This is a genomic window from Nitrospirota bacterium (genome assembly GCA_016235245.1).
GTDB lineage: Bacteria > Nitrospirota > Thermodesulfovibrionia > Thermodesulfovibrionales > UBA6898 > UBA6898.
Genome location: JACRLO010000021.1, coordinates 139725 through 156942, shown reverse-complemented (window position 1 = coordinate 156942; position 17218 = coordinate 139725). Strand labels below are relative to the sequence as shown.

The window sequence follows — 17218 nt, the reverse complement described above, 5'->3', positions numbered from 1 at the left end:
CACACGATCTGTTTTATCTGGTCGCTGATATGACTAAATGGATTATAGCGCTTACGGTCATGCTGCCGACGCTGATCGAGATCGTCGATACGTCCGTCGTAAACGTTGCACTTGACCATATCAGGGGAAGCCTCTCTGCAGGCATAGACGAATCTACCTGGACGATCACCTCATACCTTGTTTCAAATGCCATTATTATTCCGATGACCGGATGGCTTAGCCGGTTTTTTGGGAGGAAGCGGTATCTTATCTTTTCGATTTCGCTCTTTACGCTCAGTTCTCTGCTCTGCGGAATTTCCTGGAGTCTTCAGAGTCTGGTTGTTTTCCGGGTCCTCCAGGGCATCGGGGGAGGGGCGCTCCAGCCCATTTCCCAGTCAATACTCCTTGAGACATTCCCCCAAAAGCAGCACGGTATGGCAATGGCTATCTTCGGTATCGGCATCATGTTCGGGCCGATTATCGGGCCGCTCCTTGGTGGCTGGATCACAGACAATTGGTCATGGCACTGGATATTCTTTATCAATATACCGATCGGTATTGTATCCATACTGATGGTCATATTCTTTATAACAGACCCGCCCTACATGAAACGCATGAAGACGAAGATCGATTACTGGGGACTTGTACTGCTTGCTGCAGGTCTTGGCTGTCTTCAGATTGTGCTCGACAAGGGCCAGGCAGACGACTGGTTTTCATCGAGTTTCATTACCTGGCTGACGATTATCTCTGTCGTGTCGCTTGTCCTCTTTATTATCAACGAACATTTTGTTGAGCATCCTATCGTGAATCTGAAAACATTCAGGAATGTCTCCTTCAGCACAGGCAATATCGTCATGTTCTTTGCCTTCTTCAATCTGTTTGGCAGCATCGTGCTTCTGCCCATATTTCTCCAGACCCTCATGGGTTATAACGCGACGCTTGCCGGTATGGTGCTTGGTCCAGGAGGGATTGCTACCCTTATTGCGATGCCCATTGCCGGACGGCTCATAACAAAAGTTAATCCAAGAGGATTGCTTGCGTTCGGCATTATCGTCTCTGCCTATTCAACGTATCTGATGTCCCAGTTCACGCTTGCGGCCGATTTCAATACCATAATCTGGCCCAGGATAGTCCTTGGCATTGGCATGGGATTCCTCTTTATCCCGCTTACGACGCTGACTATGGCGAGTATCAGGAAGGAGGATATGGCGAATGCCTCAGCGATCTATAACCTGCTCAGAAACCTTGGAGGGAGCTTTGGCGTGGCGTTTGTGACGACCATGATAGCGCGCGGCGCCCAGTTTCAGCAGAATCATCTTGTGGCCAATCTTACACCCTTTGACCGTAACTATCAAATAGCCGTGCAGAGTGCAGAGCAGGCGCTAAGCCTGCAGGGAGCAGGAACTGCCGCGCCCGGTGCAGCCCAGGCAACAATCTACGGGCAGCTTCTGAAACAGGCGGCAATGCTCTCGTTTAATGACGCGTTTCTTCTGCTCAGTCTTTTTATGATCCTGATTCTGCCGCTGATATTCATAATGAAAAAGGGCAGATCAGAAGTCCCGGCAGGCATGCACTGAAAATGAATTGGGTGGTATATCCCAGGGTAGCCAAGGATGCGCAGTAATTAAAGCCTGCCGGAACGGATAATCGATATAATCAGCCAGACCCCAAGGAGTAGAGCGAAGAAGAAGGCAGAAAGGCCGAGAAGAGAAATGCCTTTATAGGTAGGGCCGACGCCGGTCGCATGCATGATCGCTGAACTCAGCAGTATTGCGCTGATGATCATGCTGAAAGAGATCCTGTTGCTCGAACGGTCCATATCGCGAATAAAGCGGTCTATACCTATGTGAGTCATTTTAATATGAAAGTCGTCCCGCAGAACCTTCTGTACCACCTGTCTGAGCTGCTTCGGGAAGATCACGGCAAAGTCGCCAAGATCAGAGACGTTCTTGCGGGCTTTTTCGAATATTTTTCCCGGACTCATCCGCTCTTTTACGATCTTTGAGGCATACGGTTCCGCTGCCGAGATAAAATCAAAATCAGGGTCGAGTTCACGTCCAATGCTCTCCAGAATAAGCATTGCCTTGTTGACAAGCAGAAGGTCCGACGGTATTTTCATCTTGTGTTTGATGGCGAGATGCATCACGGTATCAAGGTATTCGGCAAAGTTGATCTCCTTGATCGTCAGTCCATACAGGGGTTCGAGAAAATCGGTGAGGTCGGCCTTGAACTCTTTCCTGAAGATATCCAGATCAACGTGTTCAGGCACAAGACCGAGCTCAATATACTGATCAATAAGACTGTCAAAATTCTTCTGGATAAGAGCCAGAAACGTATTGGCCATGGTTTCTCTCATTTCAGGGGTTACCCTGCCGACAATGCCGAAGTCCATGAAACCGATCTGTCCTGTGGGCATTGCGAAGATGTTCCCTGCGTGAGGATCAGCATGAAAGAACCCGTCCTCAAGGATCTGTTTGAAATAGGCGTTAATGCCTATCTTCGCAAGCTTTGTCCGATCAAGTCCGAGCTTCGTAATACCTTCAATATCGTCAAGCCTGACTCCCTCGATCCGCTCCATAACAATGATCTTATCCGTAGAAAATTCCGTATACACCGTCGGTATGTGGACATCTGGAATCTGCTCGAAGTTCTTTTTGAACCTGATGCAGTTCCTTGCCTCTTCGAGAAAATCCAGCTCCTTTCTTACGGTACGGCTGAACTCATCAACGATACCCGAGGGATTAAAAAAAGAGCTTTCCGGAAAATATTTTTCCATCAGGCCGGCAGCGAAATTCAGTATGCCGATGTCAGTTTCGATCTGATCGCTGATACGGGGCCGCTGGACCTTTATAATGACCTTGCTGCCATCCAGCAGTCTGGCAAAATGTACCTGTGCAATGGAAGCTGCGGCGATTGGGGTATGATCAAATTCCAAAAAAAGTTGATCGATTCTTTTTCCTGTCTCATTCTCAATGATCAGCACAGCCTCATCGCTTGAAAATGAGGGGACCCGGTCCTGCAGTTTCTTGAACTCATCCGCGAACCTTTTGGTTATAAGGTCTGGACGGGATGAGAGTATCTGGGCAAGCTTGATAAAGCTGGGGCCAAGTTCGGCAAAGGCCATTCTGAGGCGCTCGGCAACAGCAGGTTCTTTTACGGACGGCCACTGACCGAAAGACCTGATCCTTTTCCTAAACGGTACGAACCTGCTCAGGTGGATCTGGTCTATGACCTTGCCGAATCCGTATTTCAGAAAGACATTAACAATCTGCCGAACTCTGTTTGCGCTCCGGCGGAGCCTGAAGAAGCTAAAAGGCATACGGCAACCTTAACAACTCAACTTTTAGGCTCCTCAAGCTTCTTGATCCTTTCCGTAAGCGCCGAGATCTGCTCGTTCATTTTGTCAAGGTCTTCTTTTGAAGGAAGCTTCATTTTATCGATGGTCTTTTTGAGCAGGTCATTCAGGCTGTTGGAGATATCCTCCGTGTTTTTCTCGGCCTTTTCTGTCCATTCCTTGACAAGCTTGGCGCCCTGAGACTCGCTCAGTTCACCCTTTTTTACAACTTCATCAACGAACTCCTTAACTTTTTCCTGTACTCCAAATCCCAGGAGCATTGCATTCCTGATAATGTCGAAAATAGCCATAATAAAGCCTCCTTGTTATGTTCTCTTAAGGATATCGTATAATGATTCGAGTGCTTTGTCCAGCAGGGCTATTTCCTTGGTCCCACCCTGGGCAGTGTCAGCCTTGCCGCCGCCTTTGCCGCCAGCAGCTGCAGCAATTTCCCTGAGGATGTTGCCGGCGTTGAATTTGGATGTAAGGTCTGCGGTGACCATGGCGACCATGGACGCCTGTTGATCTTTGACCGATGTCATTACCAGGATACCTGAACCGAGTGCGTCCCTGACGTTATCAGCAAGGATACGAAGATCCTTTGCATCGATCCCCTCAAGTCTGCATGCCAATGCCTTGATGCCATTGATATCGCGGGCAGCTTTGACGAGCTCTCCGGAACTCGCTGCCGCGTTCTTGCCTTTGAGGGATTCAAGTTCTTTTTCAAGCTCCTTCATCTCGCTCAGAAGCCTTGAAATCTTTTCTGAAGGTCTCTCGGAAACTTTCAGGCTTTCGCAGACCGTTCTGAGTTCGGCCTCTTCTTCACGGAAAAATGAGACCGCTGCCCTGCCGGTAACTGCCTCAATCCTTCGTATACCAGCTGCCACGCTTCCCTCGGATATAATCTTGAAAAGCCCGATGTCGCCGGTGGCGTGGGCATGGGTGCCGCCGCAGAGTTCCGAACTTACCTCAGGCACAGAGATCACGCGCACCACATCACCGTATTTTTCACCGAAAAGGGCGGTAACGCCTGACTCTATTGCCGTCTTTGTCTCCATGGTCTGAATGTCAAGCGTGATGTTGCCGAGGATGCTGTCGTTTACCTCATCTTCGACCGCCTCGATCATTGCGGCATCAAGAGACTGGAAGTGGGTGAAGTCAAAACGAATTCGTTCGTCAGAGACAAATGATCCTGCCTGCTTCACATGTGCTCCGGCAATATTTCTGAGTGAGGCATGAAGCAGGTGAGTCGCGGTATGGTTTCTCATGATCGACAAACGCCTCTGCCTGTCAACGGAAGCCTTGACGGTCATACCTGTCTTGAGCGACCCTTCCGCAACCATTATCCTGTGCATATGCATGCCTTCAACCGGTTTCCGGGTGTCAAACACAAGCACGCGGACATGGTCGGCGCTTAACTGACCTGTGTCGCCGATCTGCCCGCCCGATTCGGCGTAAAACGGCGTCTTGTCCAGAAGCACCTCTCCCTCAGATCCTGCCGGCAGTTCCCCGACGTTGTTGCCATCGCAGATAATGGCCATTACCGCTGCATCTGCGTCGAACGTATCATACCCGACGAACTCCGTTGCTTTATGTATACGGAGAAGTTCCTTATAGAGTGCTGCTGATGCCGGCGCTTCTTCGCCGACCCAAGAGGCGCGTGCCTTTGTCCTCTGCTGTTCCATCTCCCGGTGAAAACCGGGCTCATCGATGAGAAGATCATGCTCTGATGCGACGTCACGCGCGATATCCAGCGGAAATCCATAGGTGTCATACAGTCTGAAGAGTTCGCCTCCGGGGATGCTGCTCAGTCCTTTTTTTCGAGTCTGTGCAATTACATCGTTCAGAATAAGCAGGCCCTGCTCCAGCGTTTTCATGAAGCGCTCCTCTTCAAGGCGGAGCATCTTCTGCACACGCGACTTCTCCTCGTTGAGTTCCGGATAGATATCTCCCATTGCCTCTGCCACGGCATCAGAAAGCAGGTAAAGAACCGGTTCGCTGATATCGAGGCTCTTGGCATAACGCGAGGCCCTCCTGATGATACGCCTGAGCACGTACCCGCGGCCTTCGTTGGAGGGCACACATCCCTCAGAAAGAAGAAAGGTGATAGAACGAATGTGGTCAGCGATGACACGGATCGCGATATCCGTAAGTCTGTCTGTATTGTAGGCTTTGCCGGAATGTTTGCAGATCGCGGCTATGATCGGTGCAAAAAGATCAGTATCGAAATTATTGTATTTGCCCTGCAGCACCGCAGCAAGCCTCTCAAGACCCATGCCGGTATCAATGCTCGGCTTAGGAAGCGGATTGAGCGTTCCATCCTTTTGCCTGTCAAACTGCATGAAGACCAGATTCCATATTTCGAGGAAACGGTCGCAGTCACAACCCACTGCACATTCAGGCCGTCTGCAGCCGATATGCTCGCCCTGGTCGATAAGGATCTCAGAGCAGGGGCCGCAGGGGCCGGTGTCTCCCATCTGCCAGAAGTTATCTTTTGCCCCGAGGCGGACGATCCTGTTTGCCGGGATGCCCGTAAGCTCCTTCCATAACTGTTCTGCCTCATCGTCATCTTCATATACCGTTGCCCAAAGCCTGTCCTTCGGCAGTCCATAGTGTTCTGTCAGAAGCTCCCATGCAAAGAGTATGGCGTCTTTCTTGAAATAATCGCCGAAGGAGAAGTTCCCTAACATCTCAAAAAACGTATGATGCCGGGCAGTATGTCCCACATTCTCGAGGTCGTTATGCTTGCCGCCGGCCCGCATGCATTTCTGGCTTGTTGTGGCGCGGCTGTAGGGTCTCTTCTCCTCGCCCTGAAAAACTCCTTTGAACTGGACCATGCCTGCATTGGTGAAAAGCAGGGTAGCGTCATTGCCGGGGACAACAGACGAGCTTCGCACGACCTCATGGCCTTTTGACCGGAAATATTCAAGAAACGTCTTTCTAATCTCACTGCTATTCATCATTCTTCAGTTTCCTCGTCTGTGATGGTATTTTTCAGGGCTTTCCTGATCAGGGCCGTTGAATAGCCCTTTCGCATCAGAGAGCCCATGAGGCTTTGTGTTCTTTTCGGTTCCGGATATCTGCTTATGCTTCTCTGTTTCTTTTCTATCAACTTCCTGATATTGCGCAACTCATCATCTTCGTCATACGCAAGGGCCTCCCCAATGATCTCTTTCGGCAGACCCCGCTGCTGCATGAACCGCCGCGCACCTTCAAACCCCAGAAGTTTATTGGTCATGGCCTGGCGCTTCAGATTCTCTGCCAGAGCCCTGTCGTCAAGGAAGCCGGACTCAAGGAGATAGGCTACCGTGGTCTCAATTTCCTCTGCGAGGTATCCTTTCTTTTTGAGCCGCTCGCGCAGCTCTTTTTCGCTTCTGCCCCGGTATCTGAGCAGAAGCAGTGCATATCTGCGCGCGTTACCTGCTGAAGCGGTCAATCTTCATCTCGTCCTTGTCGGATTGATGCTGGTCCTCCAGTGATATATCGCTTGTTGACTGAATGCCCTTCACCTTAAGCGCAAAGTCATCCGGGTTGGTGGCCCGTCTCAGAGCTTCCTCATAGGATATCAGTCCGGACTTGAAGAGATTGAAGAGCGAGTGGTCAAAGGTCTGCATGCCATAATGAAGCGTGCCCTGGGATATCGCATCATTTATGGATTTTGTCTTGTCTGCATCAAGGATGCAGTCCTTGATGGTTGCCGTAGCGATCAGTATTTCAACTGCAGGCACTCTGCCTTTGCCGTCTGCTTTGGGAACCAGCCGCATCGAAATAATGCCCTTGAGCACTGATGCCAGCTGTATTCTCACCTGCTTGTGCTGATAGGGCGGGAATACGGAGATGATACGGTTTACCGTTTCTGCTGCATCGCTCGTATGGAGCGTGCTGAGAACAAGATGTCCTGTCTCTGCCGCAGTCAGTGCTGTCTGGATCGTCTCAAAGTCGCGCATTTCGCCGACAAGGATGACGTCAGGGTCCTGTCTCATTGCCGCCCTCATGGCCTTGCTGAAGGATTCCGTATCGCTGCCGATCTCCCTCTGGTTGATGATCGACCGCTTGTCCCGGTGCAGGTATTCGATCGGGTCCTCAATGGTCATGATATGATCGGTCTTGCCGGTATTGATATGATCGATCATGGCAGCAAGGGTCGTTGACTTGCCGCTTCCGGTCGTCCCGGTAACGAGGATAAGTCCACGCGCTTCCATGGCGATCTTTTTGATTATGTCCGGAAGCAGGAGTTCTTCGATCGTCGGTATTCTCATGGGGATTACTCTGAAAACAAGTCCAACGGTGCCTCTTTGGATAAAGATATTGCACCGGAAGCGGCCAAGACCGGGAACGCTGTAGGCGAGGTCGATATCGTTGCGTTTTTTAAATATTTCCCGCTGACCGGGGCTCATGACCGCAAATGCCATTTTCAGCGTATCTTCCTGACTCAGGCGCTTCTCGGTAGAAAGCGGGGCGAGCTCCCCGTTGATCCTGAGGATAGGGTAGGAGCCTACCTTAAGATGAAGGTCAGATGCTCCCTGGCCATGAGCTTCCCTTAATAATTCATTGACATCCATCGTTCATCTCCTGTTATTTCTTGAGGTGGACTGCCTCGATGATTTTTGCCTCGATCTCTTTGGCCATCTCGGGATTGTTCTTCAGGAATTCCTTTGAATTCTCCCGTCCCTGACCGATCCTGTTGCCTGAGTAGCTGTACCAGGCCCCGGCCTTCTCGATAATGTTTCTCTCCACGCCAAGATCAACGATCTCTCCCATGCGGGAGACGCCCTCATTGAAATAGATATCGAATTCGGCCTGTCTGAAGGGAGGAGCCATCTTGTTCTTCACGATCTTGACCCTTACCCGACCGCCGATGATCTCCTGGTTGTCCTTCAGCTTCTCGATCTTCCTGATATCGAGCCTCATGGATGCATAGAATTTGAGCGCATTTCCTCCCGTCGTTGTCTCCGGACTGCCGAACATGACGCCGATCTTCATCCTGATCTGGTTGATAAAGACGACGGTAGTGTTTGATTTTGATATCGATGCCGTCAGTTTCCGCAGGGCCTGGCTCATAAGCCGCGCCTGAAGGCCAGGCAGGGAATCCCCCATATCGCCCGCGATCTCTGCCTTGGGAACAAGCGCTGCAACGGAATCTACGACGATAATATCAAGGGCTCCGCTGCGCACAAGCGCTTCAGTAACTTCGAGGGCCTGCTCACCGGTATCAGGCTGGGAAACAAGGAGATCGTCAACCTGCACGCCGATCTTCTTTGCATAAGCCACGTCAAGTGCATGCTCTGCATCAACGAATGCAGCAGAACCGCCTGCAGCCTGTGCCTGTGCGATAGCGTTCAGCGCCAGTGTCGTTTTTCCGGATGATTCAGGGCCGTAGATCTCGACCACTCTTCCCTTTGGCAGTCCGCCGATACCGGTTGCAATGTCAAGACCGAGCGAACCGGTTGGGATGGACTGGATTCCCTCCGGGATTACAACCTCGCCGAGCCGCATGATAGAGCCCCTGCCAAAATTCTTCTCGATCTGGGAAATGGCCATTTCAAGGGCCTTCAGCTTCTCCTTATTCGGTTCTTTGTTCGATTCCTTCGACATTGTTCCTCCCTCTGCCTATTGGTATCTCGGCAATGCTCGTATGCTGCGCACCTGCCGGCTTAAGTTCACTCTTCATAATATGGATGCGCTCCACTTCAAAGGTGCCGAAATCAGCAGTCCTGAATTCGGTAAACCTTCTTATCGTTTCAGCGATGCCCCGCTGTGATCGTACTCTCCCGATCGTCAGATGAGGGGAAAAAGGTCTCTCCTCTGCTTCAAAACCAAACTCACTGACAACAAGATCCACTTCTTTCTGCATGTTTTTCAGGGCATCAGAGTTTTCTATGCCGATCCAGAGCACCCTTGGCCGTCTCTGTGAAGGGAAACATCCAACACCGCCTATTTTAATATAAAAAGTGCTGTAATGTAAGAGTTTTTTGCTGATGCGTTCCTTTATTGCCGGAATCAACGCATTGTCAGTGCTGCCAAGAAACCTGAGGGTAAGGTGGATATTGCCTGCCTGCACCCAAGAGACATCACTTCCGGCATTTCTGAGTTCAGTGATCAGATCAGCGATTGATCGCTTGAGGCCCTCAGGCAGCTTAATCGCGATAAAGGATCGAATAGTCACAGGGGTCTCTTAAGGGTGTCTGCCAGTCTTAAGGATTAAGCAGCATCCAGACCTGCAGGAGAGCATTTGCATATATGCCGGCAAGGATATCATCTGCCATTACCCCTTTTCCATGGGTTAAAGTCTTTTCTAGTTTTTTTATCATAAGTGGCTTAAATATATCGAAAAGTCTGAATAGTATAAAGCCTGCCACAAGAAGGGATGAAGTATGGGGAACATACAAGGTTGTTACATAGAAACCGATAAATTCATCAACAATGATCTTCCCGCTGTCCTTCTGCCCAAACTGCTTTTCAGCTGAAGTGGCAGCTATCGCCCCGATGATCGAACCGATAATAATCAGCAAAAAATGCCATCGGAGGGAAAGGGGGAAGAACCAAAGGCATATCAGTCCGGCCAGGCTGCCGAATGTTCCGGGTCCAAATGGTATATATCCGATGGGACCAAGTGTCGCAATATTCTTTAACAATACCTGCATAACCGCGCGTATTGTAACACTATACATATTTGCAAATCTTGGTTAAAGTAATAAATGAACTATCCCTGATAAAAGGAGGAGAGGGTGCTTATGAGATGGTTATGGTTCGTGCTATTGCTGCCTGCGCTTGCCTCTGCAGGCGAGGACTGTTCAATGCTAAATGGTATCTGTCGTGAAGTCTGCGCTGCGGATGAGACGATCGAGAAAGGTGCATTCCTTGACTGTTCGGATAAGGAGGAGTGCTGCGTCAAGAAAGAAGGTCACCCTGGCAGGGACAAGAAGGTCCCTCTTGAAGGCAGAGATAGTGATGATACATCCAGAATAAAAAAGTAGCAGCGTATGAAAAGTACGCTCATCTTCATGGTTTTTGTCCTTGCCGTGCTCGGATTCCTGTATGCCGTTTCCGGCAAACAGTATTCCCAGATGCCTGCTGATGCGAACCATCTGGGCGTGACAGACATAGCGGCTTGCCAGGAGTGTCACGACGCGGGCAAGCAGTATGCACGGAAGCCTGCGCATCCCCCAAAGTTCGAATGTCTGAAATGTCACAAACAGAAACAGCAGAAGAACGCGTAACATAAGTTTTTCTGCAGACTGCTGTCATTCATGCGTGGACGTGCGGATTTACGGAGATAAGGGCCGCCTCGCTGGGGAAGTTCATTGATATTATCACGAGTCTCGTGATACATTTCCTTATGAAGAACAAGGAATTCTGGGTCTTTCTCTTTATTCTTGGAGCGCTTCTTTTTAACTGGCCTTTTCTTGATATCTTCAGTCTGGTTTTGCCCTACTATTTTTTTGGCGTCTGGAGTCTTTTCATCCTCGTAGTATGCATTGTCGCATCACTGAAAGGGAATAAAGGCAGGGATACGGATGTTTAAGGGCTGGATTGTCTTTGGCCTGATTCTCGGCTATCTCTGCCTCCTTTTTCTCATTGCCTACTTTGCCGAGCGTCGGGAGAGGATTGGAAAGAGCATTGTCTCGAACCCCTATGTTTATTCCCTTTCACTTGCGGTTTATTGCACCTCCTGGACGTTCTATGGAAGCGTCGGCAAGGCAGCCACATCCGGATTCTCTTTCCTGACCATCTATCTCGGCCCGACATTGATGGCAGCGCTCTGGATGATACTGCTGCAGAAGATCATCCGCATCGCAAAAGAAAACAGGATCACGACCATTGCAGACTTTATCGGCTCACGCTATGGCAATTCGCTCTTTCTCTCTGCCTTTGTGACCCTTGTGGCGGTCGTTGGTATCACCCCCTACCTTGGACTCCAGATCAAGGCCATCATCAGCACGCTTACGATTCTTTCGGGTCAGACGCAGGGTATGGCTGCTGCCGGGTGGTATATAACCTTTCTTCTGGGTATCTTTGCCATCATTTTTGGCGCCCGCAGGCTTGACGCTTCCGAGCGTCACGAAGGCCTTATTTTTGCGATCGCCTTCGAGTCGATCATCAAGCTTATTGCATTTCTGGTTGTCGGATTCTATGTCACGTATTTTCTTTTCGGAGGTATCGGAGATATTTTCGACAGGATAAAAGGATCGGCATATGGTGACCTCCTGTACCTCGGAGGGGGCACTCAGGTGTCCTACATGGAGTGGGCATCGCTCCTTTTTCTCTCGATGACCGCAATCATGTTTCTGCCACGGCAGTTTCATGTGGCAGTCGTCGAAAATTCCGATATACGCCATCTGTCAAAGGCGATGTGGCTCTTTCCACTGTATCTGCTGATCATCAATATCTTTGTCATGCCTGTGGCCTTTGGCGGACTCCTGCTTGGCGGAACCCAGGCTGATGCCGATATGTTTATGCTGACAATACCGATGGGGCAGGGGAATTCGATGATTGCGCTCCTTACGTTTATTGGCGGTTTTTCTGCAGCAACGGGAATGATCATCGTCGAATCGCTTGCGCTGAGTACTATGGTGATGAACAGTCTTGTGATGCCTGCCATTTTCCGCTTTAACGAGATGAAGGGCTTTCCTTTGGTCATCCTGAACCTTAAGCGGATTGTTATTCTTGCCTGTGTTTTTTTTGGCTATATCTTTTCCGTTTCGATCGGAGAGTTCTATTCCCTTGTCGATATCGGGTTGAAATCCTTCGAGGCGATGACGATATTCGCTCCCTCTATAAGCATAGGTCTTTACTGGAAGCGCGGAAACAGGATCGGAGCGCTCTCTGGCATAGCAGCCGGTTTTGTTATCTGGTTCTATACACTTCTTATGCCTGCATTGCTCAAGGCCGGAATAATTGACCAGCAGGGGCTGCTCTCCATGATGCTTAACTCTTCCATTTTAAACCCGAACGAACTTTTTGGCCTCAGGGGTCTTGATAAATGGAGCCATTCCCTTTTTTGGGGTCTATTCTTCAATCTTTTTTTCTATGTAGGTCTTTCTATTCTTACGAAGCAGACTCCTGAAGAAGAGCGCCAGGCCCTGATATTTGTGGAGTCCTATGCGCCGCAGGCGTTGCCCGGCCGGGCAGACTATTCACTGCAGGAGATTGAGACAGTGCTTGAGCAGTATTTGGGCAGGCGTGACGCAGCCGAGATTGTTGACGGTTTTCTTTTCAGAAATCAGGTCCAGCGTGAGAATCTGTCCCCTCTTGATCTCAGCAGGCTCAGGGATGAGGCGATGCGGATCCTCTCGGGCTCCCTCGGTTCTGCCATTGCGACGATCATTCTCGAGGACAAGCTCCTCATGACAGAGAAGGAGAGGGGGGACCTGTCTTACTCGATCAAACAGATGACCGATACGCTCAGACTTTCGAGGCAGGAGCTTCAGGAAGCCAACCGGAGTCTGGCCTATCTCAAAGAGTTTAGCGAAAATATTATCGAAAGTGCTCCGGCAGGCATTGTAACGATCGATGCAGCAAAGCGTGTGACCTACTGGAACAGGGAGATGGAGGCGATTACCGGGATCAGGAGGGCTGACGCATCGAACCGACGAATTACCACTCTGCTGTCATGGATCAGCATCAACACCTTTGAAAAGAGCGGAAAAAGGGAAGTTACGCTCCAGACCCCTTCCCAGCAGTTCTTCAAGATCGACATTAACCCCTTTACTGACCCTTCAGGAGGATTTGTTGTAATATTTGAGGATATTACCGAAAAGAGAAAGATGGAGGAGCAACTTCTGCAGGCCTTGAAGCTCGCCAGCATCGGCAAGCTGACTGCCGGCATATCCCATGAGATCGGCAACCCCCTTGCCTCCATATCCTCTTTGGTGCAGGAACTGAGGTCCATTCCCGCAGATTCCCATAGCGAAGACGTATTTATCAGCGATAGTCTCTCTACCATTAACAACCATATCGAACGGATCGCCAGGATCGTGAGAAGCCTTGGGGATTTTGCCCGCATTTCTACCAAGGAAAAGGTTTCAAGCAGTATCAGCGAGATACTGGACAGAACATTGAACCTTGTGCGGTATGATAATCGCTTCAGAGGCATAGACCTGTCCATGGAGATAGAACCGGTCCCGCTGATAAAAGTCAATCCTGATCAGATACAGCAGGTCTTTATGAACCTGATCATCAATGCCCTTGATGCCATGCCTGATGGCGGCAAGCTCCGGATTCAGATGAAGACGGAAGGGAAATGTATTGGTATTGTGATCTCGGATTCTGGCCATGGTATAGACGAGTCTGTCATGGAAAAGATCTTTGATCCCTTCTTTTCGACAAAGCGACTTGGCAGAGGGACCGGCCTAGGTCTCAGTATCTGCTATGGTATAATCAGGGAGCATAACGGAACGATTGACGTAAAGAGCAGGAAGGGTGAGGGCACAAGCATCACCATCTCGCTTCCTGTGGACCCATAAAAAAATAGATAAATAGTATTGCCAGGAGGGTAACGATGGAACCAGTTTCAACAATTGAAATTGCAAAACAGACGCTTATGTCAATCGGTATTATTCTTGCCGTTGGAGCATTCTGTGGTTTTCTTGCCCAGAAAATCAAAGTGCCGGATATTGTTATTTTTCTGCTGGTCGGCATTGTGCTTGGCCCTGAAATGACCAGCGTGATCGACATCAAGGCCGATTCGGTCCTGAACCAGATCATCCTCATCTTCGGCTCCTGCTACATCCTTTTTGACGGGGGTGCATCGCTGAGGCTCAGGGTGCTGAAAGAGGTCTGGATCACGATTGTCGTGATTGCAACGGTCGGCGTCATTATTACCGGCGGCATAACTGCGGTTGCCGCATATTATGCCTTTGGCGTACCGGTCATCGTTGCACTGCTTCTGGGCGCCACCATTGCCTCAACAGACCCTGCAACCCTGGTCCCGATCTTCAAGCAGGTAAAGATAAAAGATCGTGTGGCCCAGACCGTCATGTCAGAGTCTGCCTTTAACGACGCGATGGGCGCGATCGTAACGTTTGCGGTGCTTGCTGTGGCCATGGGTACCTCGGAATTCTCGCTCCAGCGGTCCCTGATTTCTCTCGTCAAGGAATCGGTCCTCGGCATTCTGACCGGCGGTATTCTCGGCTATGCTGCTGCCTGGCTTATTGCGCATGAGAAATATGCATTCCTTGAAGAATATGCGCCGGTGGTAACCCTGATGGCAGTCATCGGTTCTTATCTCGGTGCTGACGGTCTTCATGCCAGCGGTTTTATGGCTGTCTTTGTCTTTGGCATTGTTCTTGGGAACAAGGATGCCTTCGGTTTCAGGATTGAAGAGGGCGAGGACGAGAAACTGGAGGAATACATCCTTACCACGGCGTTTATCATGAGGATGTTCATCTTTATCCTTCTTGGCAGCCAGGTCAACTTCGCCCTGATGAACAAATATCTGGCAGGAGGAGCTGTTGTCATTACGGTATTCATGCTTATTGCAAGGCCGGTGACGGTCTTTCTCTGCGCGGTTCCTGACAGAAGGGCGAAATGGAGCATGAACGAGATGCTCTTTATGTGCTGGACGCGCGAAACGGGAGTCATACCTGCTGCGCTTGCAGGCATGCTGGTCGGCATGAAAGCCCCCGGCTCCGAGATGATCGCCTCTGTCACGTTTATTGCAATTATGATGACAATACTGATACAGGCTTCGACAACCAAGCTTCTTGCAAAAAAACTCGGTCTTCTGGCTTAGTCCTGAGTTTGGTGATCAATAATGGCTGAGCGGCTGCTGCTTGTTGAAGACGAGGAAACGCTTCGCGAGTCTCTTAAACGCGTCTTTATCCGTGAGGGTTATGATGTTGAGGCGGCTCCTGATGCCGAGTCAGCGCTCGGCTTTCTCGAGGACCGCTCCTATGATCTTATCATTACCGATATTATTCTGCCCGGAATCGACGGTATCGAACTGCTGAAGCGCTGCAGGGAGCAGAACCCTGAGCAGCTGATCATCGTCATGACCGCCTTTGCTTCCCTTGAAACTGCGGTTGAAGCCTTACGGGGTGGGGCATATGACTATATTATTAAGCCTATTATCCATGAAGAGATTAAACGCATATCGAAAAATGCCCTGCGGGAGCGGGCGCTCAGAACGGAAAACGTCATCCTTAAAAAACAGATCGGGCAGCGGTATGATTTCGAACATATAATCGGTCAGAGCAAGACTGTCTTATCCCTGATCGAAGAGATTAAAAAACTTGCCGATGCGAAAAGCAATGTCCTTCTGTTAGGCGATACCGGAACCGGCAAAGAACTGTTCGCCCGGTCGATCCATTACAGCAGTTCCCGCAAGGATAAACCGTTCATCCCTATCAACTGCAGTGCCATCCCTGACAACCTGCTTGAGTCGGAACTCTTTGGATATATGAAGGGTGCTTTTACCGGGGCGGTATCGAATAAACGGGGGCTTTTTGAAGAGGCTGACGGCGGCACGATCTTTCTGGATGAGATCGGAGACCTTAGTCAGCAGCTGCAGGCAAAGCTTCTGAGGGTTATCGATGACCGGGAGATCAGGCCGCTTGGCGGTGTTCAGAGCAAAAGAGTCGACATCAGACTCATTACCGCAACAAACCGCGATCTGGCAAAGACGGTTGCTGAGGGGTCGTTTCGGGAGGACCTTTTCTACCGGATCAACGTTATCAGACTGGAACTGCCTCCGCTGAGGGAGCGGAAAGATGATATTCTTGTCCTGGCCCGCCACTTTTTAGAAAAATATGCCCAGGAAATTGGGAGGGAAGTGCGCAGGATCGACGATGCTGCTGCAAAGATTCTCGTTGAATATCACTGGCCGGGCAATGTTCGCGAGCTGCAGAATATCATCGAAAGGGCGGTCCTGATCACCGATGGGCCTGCACTTCTCGCTGAGCACCTGCCTGAGAGCGTAAAAAATGTCCATCATTTTATCTTGAGTTCCCTCGACAAGGCTCTCTCCATTGAAGATTACACGAAAGAATTTATAACGGTGTACCAGAGCAGGCATAATGAGCAGGAGCTTGCCTCTATGCTTGGAATAACCAGGAAATCGCTTTGGGAAAAAAGAAAGCGCTGGGAAATATCCAGAAAGTAGAGGCGGTTTTTTTGCCCTTCCGCAGCATAAGTCGTTCTTTTCCTTTCTGTCTGACCCTTTTTGACAAATAATAATTAATTATACTATTATTAAGAGTTTGAAATTTTATTAATCCAATAGAAGGAGTCGGATATGAGAAACAGAATGTATGCAGTATTGATGCTCTTGGTTGTAACGGTTTTTGCTTTTACCCTGTTTGGCTGTGCGAAACAGGAAGGGCCCAAAGAGGAAGATGCTATCAAGGTTATTCAGGCAACGGTTGAAGCTGATCTGAAAGGTGCAACACTGAAGTTGCCCATCGTGATTTTAGAGAAGGGCGCAAAGCTGTCAACAGGCGAGTGGCCGATCAAGGTCGAGTATTCCGTCACTGCTGCTGACGGCAGTGTGAAAAAAGAGGTTGTTACCTACAAGCTTTCACCTACCGTAAATGATATGGGCGCGAATACGTGGTTGGCTACCGTAGCAAAGTAATACTGAATTACTAGACAAACGATCGAAATAAAGAGGGGGTCCGGTTTTCCGTACCCCCTCTTTATTTCGACAACTCTCTTCCTGACTACTGCCTCGCCGCTATGTATTTGCTGCAGCTCAAAGCCATATCGCATTTTGCTCACCCTGTTTGATTTACCCAAGAGCGGGAGTTTTTATCTCTCTGTTCTGTAATGTATCCTCCTGCGTATATGCCAGTTCTGCCCTATATTTATTGTTTGACAATATCCTAAAATCAGCCTTATCAGGCAAATTCAATTAATTGGCAATTGCTTTGCCGTGAATATAATATAACTTATTGATGTTAAACGATT

16 protein-coding genes are annotated in these 17218 nt (G+C 49.7%); 8 read left to right on the top strand and 8 right to left on the bottom strand.

Translation table 11 applies throughout. The features are described 5' to 3' along the window. The first annotated feature begins 29 nt into the window (after positions 1 to 29). Positions 30 to 1556, top strand: coding sequence for a DHA2 family efflux MFS transporter permease subunit (locus tag HZB31_10875; GenBank protein ID MBI5848429.1), 1527 nt, complete (start codon positions 30 to 32; stop codon positions 1554 to 1556). Between the two features lie 47 nt (positions 1557 to 1603). Here HZB31_10875 and HZB31_10870 read toward each other — a convergent pair whose 3' ends face one another. From HZB31_10870 to HZB31_10835, 8 genes are read right to left on the bottom strand one after another with little or no spacing between them, the layout of a single operon-like run. Further along, positions 1604 to 3298, bottom strand: coding sequence for an AarF/ABC1/UbiB kinase family protein (locus HZB31_10870; GenBank protein MBI5848428.1), 1695 nt, complete (start codon positions 3296 to 3298; stop codon positions 1604 to 1606). A gap of 17 nt (positions 3299 to 3315) precedes the next feature. Continuing rightward, on the bottom strand, positions 3316 to 3624 hold the full coding sequence (locus tag HZB31_10865) for a phasin family protein (GenBank protein MBI5848427.1): 309 nt from the start codon (positions 3622 to 3624) through the stop codon (positions 3316 to 3318). Positions 3625 to 3639: 15 nt separating this feature from the next. Beyond that, complete coding sequence (gene alaS, locus HZB31_10860; GenBank protein MBI5848426.1) at positions 3640 to 6273, bottom strand: alanine--tRNA ligase; 2634 nt, start codon at positions 6271 to 6273, stop codon at positions 3640 to 3642. After that, the gene (locus HZB31_10855) at positions 6273 to 6749 is read right to left on the bottom strand and encodes a RecX family transcriptional regulator (GenBank protein ID MBI5848425.1); all 477 of its coding nucleotides are present in this window, start codon (positions 6747 to 6749) and stop codon (positions 6273 to 6275) included. Before HZB31_10855 ends, alaS begins: the two co-directional genes overlap by 1 nt. Then, positions 6730 to 7875 (bottom strand): type IV pilus twitching motility protein PilT, encoded by a 1146-nt coding sequence (locus tag HZB31_10850; GenBank protein MBI5848424.1) that lies wholly within the window; start codon positions 7873 to 7875, stop codon positions 6730 to 6732. Before HZB31_10850 ends, HZB31_10855 begins: the two co-directional genes overlap by 20 nt. Positions 7876 to 7888: 13 nt before the next feature. After that, positions 7889 to 8908 carry a recombinase RecA gene (gene recA, locus HZB31_10845; GenBank protein MBI5848423.1) on the bottom strand — a complete coding sequence of 340 codons (1020 nt, stop codon included), beginning with the start codon at positions 8906 to 8908 and terminating at the stop codon, positions 7889 to 7891. Next, positions 8877 to 9479, bottom strand: a complete 603-nt coding sequence (gene thpR, locus HZB31_10840) for an RNA 2',3'-cyclic phosphodiesterase (GenBank protein ID MBI5848422.1) — start codon at positions 9477 to 9479, stop codon at positions 8877 to 8879. The genes recA and thpR overlap by 32 nt, the downstream gene beginning before the upstream one ends. Before the next feature lie 28 nt (positions 9480 to 9507). Next, positions 9508 to 9984 (bottom strand): phosphatidylglycerophosphatase A, encoded by a 477-nt coding sequence (locus HZB31_10835; protein ID MBI5848421.1) that lies wholly within the window; start codon positions 9982 to 9984, stop codon positions 9508 to 9510. Between the two features lie 63 nt (positions 9985 to 10047). Here HZB31_10835 and HZB31_10830 point away from each other — a divergent pair, with 63 nt between their 5' ends. The 7 genes from HZB31_10830 (at position 10048) to HZB31_10800 (ending at position 16886) form a co-directional block, all read left to right on the top strand. Continuing rightward, positions 10048 to 10290, top strand: a complete 243-nt coding sequence (locus tag HZB31_10830; GenBank protein MBI5848420.1) for a hypothetical protein — start codon at positions 10048 to 10050, stop codon at positions 10288 to 10290. A gap of 6 nt (positions 10291 to 10296) precedes the next feature. Continuing rightward, positions 10297 to 10533 (top strand): hypothetical protein, encoded by a 237-nt coding sequence (locus HZB31_10825; protein MBI5848419.1) that lies wholly within the window; start codon positions 10297 to 10299, stop codon positions 10531 to 10533. Positions 10534 to 10652: 119 nt separating this feature from the next. Next, entirely contained in the window at positions 10653 to 10838 is a 186-nt protein-coding gene (locus tag HZB31_10820) for a hypothetical protein (protein ID MBI5848418.1), read from the top strand. Beyond that, positions 10831 to 13779 carry a PAS domain-containing protein gene (locus tag HZB31_10815; protein MBI5848417.1) on the top strand — a complete coding sequence of 983 codons (2949 nt, stop codon included), beginning with the start codon at positions 10831 to 10833 and terminating at the stop codon, positions 13777 to 13779. The genes HZB31_10820 and HZB31_10815 overlap by 8 nt, the downstream gene beginning before the upstream one ends. 35 nt (positions 13780 to 13814) lie before the next feature. Next, a complete protein-coding gene (locus tag HZB31_10810; GenBank protein MBI5848416.1) occupies positions 13815 to 15047 on the top strand; it encodes a sodium:proton antiporter in 1233 nt (410 codons plus the stop codon). Positions 15048 to 15068: 21 nt separating this feature from the next. Further along, the gene (locus HZB31_10805; GenBank protein MBI5848415.1) at positions 15069 to 16415 is read left to right on the top strand and encodes a sigma-54-dependent Fis family transcriptional regulator; all 1347 of its coding nucleotides are present in this window, start codon (positions 15069 to 15071) and stop codon (positions 16413 to 16415) included. 132 nt (positions 16416 to 16547) lie between these two features. Continuing rightward, on the top strand, positions 16548 to 16886 hold the full coding sequence (locus HZB31_10800) for a hypothetical protein (protein ID MBI5848414.1): 339 nt from the start codon (positions 16548 to 16550) through the stop codon (positions 16884 to 16886). The last annotated feature ends 332 nt before the right edge of the window (positions 16887 to 17218 follow it).

What these genes read in the sequence shown, in the direction of transcription:
- HZB31_10875 (MBI5848429.1), top strand. Translation starts at nt 30, where the DNA reads ATGACTAAATGGATTATAGCGCTTACGGTCATGCTGCCGACGCTGATC.
- HZB31_10870 (MBI5848428.1), bottom strand. Translation starts at nt 3,298, where the DNA reads ATGCCTTTTAGCTTCTTCAGGCTCCGCCGGAGCGCAAACAGAGTTCGG.
- HZB31_10865 (MBI5848427.1), bottom strand. Translation starts at nt 3,624, where the DNA reads ATGGCTATTTTCGACATTATCAGGAATGCAATGCTCCTGGGATTTGGA.
- alaS (MBI5848426.1), bottom strand. Translation starts at nt 6,273, where the DNA reads ATGAATAGCAGTGAGATTAGAAAGACGTTTCTTGAATATTTCCGGTCA.
- HZB31_10850 (MBI5848424.1), bottom strand. Translation starts at nt 7,875, where the DNA reads ATGGATGTCAATGAATTATTAAGGGAAGCTCATGGCCAGGGAGCATCT.
- recA (MBI5848423.1), bottom strand. Translation starts at nt 8,908, where the DNA reads ATGTCGAAGGAATCGAACAAAGAACCGAATAAGGAGAAGCTGAAGGCC.
- HZB31_10835 (MBI5848421.1), bottom strand. Translation starts at nt 9,984, where the DNA reads ATGTATAGTGTTACAATACGCGCGGTTATGCAGGTATTGTTAAAGAAT.
- HZB31_10830 (MBI5848420.1), top strand. Translation starts at nt 10,048, where the DNA reads ATGAGATGGTTATGGTTCGTGCTATTGCTGCCTGCGCTTGCCTCTGCA.
- HZB31_10825 (MBI5848419.1), top strand. Translation starts at nt 10,297, where the DNA reads ATGAAAAGTACGCTCATCTTCATGGTTTTTGTCCTTGCCGTGCTCGGA.
- HZB31_10820 (MBI5848418.1), top strand. Translation starts at nt 10,653, where the DNA reads ATGAAGAACAAGGAATTCTGGGTCTTTCTCTTTATTCTTGGAGCGCTT.
- HZB31_10815 (MBI5848417.1), top strand. Translation starts at nt 10,831, where the DNA reads ATGTTTAAGGGCTGGATTGTCTTTGGCCTGATTCTCGGCTATCTCTGC.
- HZB31_10810 (MBI5848416.1), top strand. Translation starts at nt 13,815, where the DNA reads ATGGAACCAGTTTCAACAATTGAAATTGCAAAACAGACGCTTATGTCA.
- HZB31_10805 (MBI5848415.1), top strand. Translation starts at nt 15,069, where the DNA reads ATGGCTGAGCGGCTGCTGCTTGTTGAAGACGAGGAAACGCTTCGCGAG.
- HZB31_10800 (MBI5848414.1), top strand. Translation starts at nt 16,548, where the DNA reads ATGAGAAACAGAATGTATGCAGTATTGATGCTCTTGGTTGTAACGGTT.